This window comes from Kitasatospora sp. NPDC059812 (genome assembly GCF_042732075.1).
Classification (GTDB): domain Bacteria; phylum Actinomycetota; class Actinomycetes; order Streptomycetales; family Streptomycetaceae; genus Kitasatospora.
In genome coordinates this window covers 1-3,170 of sequence record NZ_JBHWIO010000023.1, presented here as the reverse complement: position 1 = coordinate 3,170, position 3,170 = coordinate 1, and the positions used below count along the sequence as shown (strand labels likewise).

The 3,170-nt window shown below is 75.1% G+C and carries 4 protein-coding genes; all 4 read left to right on the top strand.

What is annotated here, in order from left to right; translation table 11 throughout:
* Positions 1-224 precede the first annotated feature (224 nt).
* A complete protein-coding gene (locus ACFV6D_RS14620; RefSeq protein WP_063349361.1) occupies positions 225-710 on the top strand; it encodes a CcdC protein domain-containing protein in 486 nt (161 codons plus the stop codon).
* Positions 711-774: 64 nt separating this feature from the next.
* Positions 775-1,935 (top strand): sensor histidine kinase, encoded by a 1,161-nt coding sequence (locus ACFV6D_RS14615; protein WP_380559899.1) that lies wholly within the window; start codon positions 775-777, stop codon positions 1,933-1,935.
* A 94-nt stretch (positions 1,936-2,029) separates the two neighbouring features.
* The gene (locus tag ACFV6D_RS14610) at positions 2,030-2,725 is read left to right on the top strand and encodes a response regulator transcription factor (RefSeq protein WP_063349363.1); all 696 of its coding nucleotides are present in this window, start codon (positions 2,030-2,032) and stop codon (positions 2,723-2,725) included.
* 218 nt (positions 2,726-2,943) lie between these two features.
* A partial coding sequence (locus ACFV6D_RS14605; RefSeq protein ID WP_380559897.1) for a hypothetical protein occupies positions 2,944-3,170 on the top strand: 227 nt, incomplete at its 3' end.

The following is a 3,170-nucleotide window of genomic DNA, read 5'->3' as shown; positions in this document are numbered from 1 at the left end:
GCGTGTGTGTGTGTGCGCCGGGGCCCCCCACCCCCGCCCCGCCTGGTACGCCCGCGGGGGGGGGGGGGCGCCCCGCGGGGGGGGGGCCCCCCCCCGGGGGGGGCCCCCCCCCGCCCGGCTGCCGGTTCCACCTGTGGTCCACCCCGGCGCCGATCAACCGGGGGCACCGGATCCGTAACGTCGGAGAGGTCAGTACAAGCCTCCTGTCGGGACGGAGAAGTCCGATGACCGCCCTCGTCAACATCGTCGTGATCATCGCGGTGATGGTCCTCGTGGTCCAGCGCCAGATGCGCGCCCAGCGCCTGGACACCGAGCGCCGCTTCTGGCTGCTGCCGCTGATCCTCGGCGCGCTCGCGCTGCGCGACCCGCAGCTCATCGACCACCAGCACACCGCGCTGTCCGCCACCCTGGTCGGGTGTGGCCTGGCGGCGGTGGTCGCGATGGGCTCCGTCTGGGGCTGGACCGTGCGGCTGTGGCGGGCCGGGGACGGTTCGGTCTGGGCCAAGGGCACCAAGGCCACGGTGGCCGCCTGGGTCGGCATGCTCGCCATCCGGCTCGCCCTGTACGGCGTCGGCGCGGCACTGCACGTCCACCAGGCGGGCAGCGCGCTGCTGCTGGGACTGGCGGTCCTGCTGCTGACCCGCTCGTTCGTGGTGAACTGGCGGGCACGGGCCCTGGACCTGCCGCAACAGGCCGCCGTACCGCGCTGACCGCGCTGACCGCCTTGCCCGGGGCCTGCCGGGCCCGCTGTCCGAGAACGTCGAGGAGGCACCCGTGGCCGAGTGGTACTGGACCCGCTGGCCGTCCCGCGAGGGGCTGGAGCGCGAGGCCGGGAGATGGCCGCGGCGGGTCCTCTCCCTGCTCGGCCGCACCGTCCTGCTGGTCGTCGTCTGCTGGGGGACGTTCTCCGGCGGCAAGTACACGGGCTGGGCGGTGGCGATCGCGGCGGCCGGACTGCTCGGGGTCGCCGCCCTGGCCGCCGGCTACCTCTACGCCACCCGGGAGCAGCGCCTGGCGCTCTCGCTCGGCCTGGCCGCCGCCCTGCTCGGCAGCGCCTGGCTGGCCAACTGGGGGCAGGCCTACCTGCTGGCCGACTTCGTCTGGTGCGGGCTGGCCGTGATCGGGGTGGTCCGGCTGCCGCCCGCGCCCGGCCTGCTCACCGCGGCGGCCGCGCTGGGCTCGTACACCGCCGCCAGCTGGGCGAGTTGGGTGAGCATCTTCGCCACCATCGGCGGGCTCGGCCTGCTCGGCTACCTGCTGCGGCTGGACGTCGAGGCCCGTGGCACCGCCCGCCAACTGCTCACCCAGGAGCGCGCCGCCCGGGCCGCCGAGGCGGAGAGCGCGGCGCTCGCCGAACGGGCCAGGATCGCCCGGGAGATCCACGACGTGCTCGCGCACAGCCTCTCCGCGCAGCTCGTCCACCTGGAGGCGGCCCGGCTGATGCTGGACGCCGGCACCGACCGCGAGCAGATCCGCGAACGGGTCGTCGCCGCCCGGCGGATGGCCCAGGACGGGCTGGTCGAGACCCGGCAGGCGCTGTCCGCGCTGCGCGGCGAACTCACCCCGGTCGGCGAGTTCCTGGTGGAGCTGACCGGGCGGGAGCGGGCCACGCTCACCGTCACCGGCACGCCCCGGCCGCTCCCCGCCGAGGCCGCCCTCGCGGTGCGGCGCACCGCGCAGGAGGCGGTGACCAACGTCCGCAAGCACGCGCCCGGCGCCCGGTGCACCGTCGAACTGCGCTACCTGGCGGAGGCGGTGGAGCTGGAGGTGCGCAACTCCCGCCCTCCGCGCGGCGAACCGTCCGGGGAGCTGTCGGCCAGCGGCAGCGGGTACGGTCTGCTGGGGATGCGCGAACGCGCGGAACTGCTCGGCGGCACCCTGCTGGCGGGCCCCGAGGACGGAGGGTGGCGCGTGCTGCTGCAGGTGCCGGCATGAGCGAGCGCGGCGGGCGCATGAGCGAGCGCGGCGAGCTCATCATCAGCAGGTGCGGATTTCGCGAAGCGACTGCCGAGCGAAGCGGGGCGGGCGCATGAGCGAGGCAGAGGTCACCAGGGTGCTGGTGGTGGACGACCAGACGGTGGTGCGCGAGGGCATCGTGATGCTGCTGGGGCTGCTGCCCGGCATCGAGGTGGTCGGCGCGGCGGCGGACGGGGAGGAGGCCGTCGCCCTGGTGGAGCGGTGTCACCCGGACGTGGTGCTGATGGATCTGCGGATGCCGCGCGTCGACGGCGTCGAGGCGACCCGGCGGATCCGGGCCGCGCACCCGCAGACCGAGGTCGTGGTGCTCACCACCTACGCCGACGACGACTCGCTGTTCCCCGCTCTGCAGGCCGGGGCGCGCGGATACCTCACCAAGGACGCCGGCGGTGAGGAGATCGCCCGGGCGATCGCGGACGTCCGCGCGGGGGCGGCCGGGCTCTCGCCGCAGATCCAACTCCGTTTGCTGGAAAGGCTTTCAGGGCCTCCGGCCGGATCCGTGCCGGGGGCCGGGAAGCCGGTCGGGCGGCCGGGGGAGCTCCCGGACGGGCTGACCGCCCGGGAGGCGGAGGTGCTGGCGCTGATCGCCGAGGGGCTCTCCAACGCCGAGATCGCCCAGCGGCTGTTCGTCAGCCAGGCCACCGTGAAGACGCACATCAACAACCTGTTCGCCAAGACCGCGGTGCGGGACCGGGCGCAGGCGGTCTCGTACGCCTTTCGACACGGGATCACCGGTACGCAGCAGTAGTCGGATGAGTGTCTGTCGGATGATCGATCACCTCATCGAGTGAAGGTATCGGCAATGGTCAGAGGGGCTGTCCGGCGGCCGCCATCATGGTTGGGGTCAGAGTGCCCGCCGGTCCAGGAGCAGTTGTGCCACAGCAGCAGACGAGCAGTCCCGGACAGGGGCAGCGATTTGACTGGTGGGCCGCTCCGGCCGCCGCCACCGCCTCCGACCGGTCGGCCGTGCCCGGCCAACCGGCGGTGCCGGCCCAGTCGGCCCCCACCCGCGCGGTCCAGCCGGTACTGGCCGAGCGGGCGCCCGCCCCGGTCGCCGCCCCCGCCGCCCGACCCGCCGCCGAACCGGCGGCCGCCCCCCGGGCCCGGGCGCCCGCCCCCCACCCCACCGAGGTGTGCCGGGGCGTCCCGCGCAGCCACGCCGTCCAGGACAACCGCCGGCGCAACCCGTGGGT

Excerpts from the sequence above, each read along its gene's own strand:
- ACFV6D_RS14620 (WP_063349361.1), top strand. The coding sequence starts at position 225 with ATGACCGCCCTCGTCAACATCGTCGTGATCATCGCGGTGATGGTCCTC.
- ACFV6D_RS14610 (WP_063349363.1), top strand. The coding sequence starts at position 2,030 with ATGAGCGAGGCAGAGGTCACCAGGGTGCTGGTGGTGGACGACCAGACG.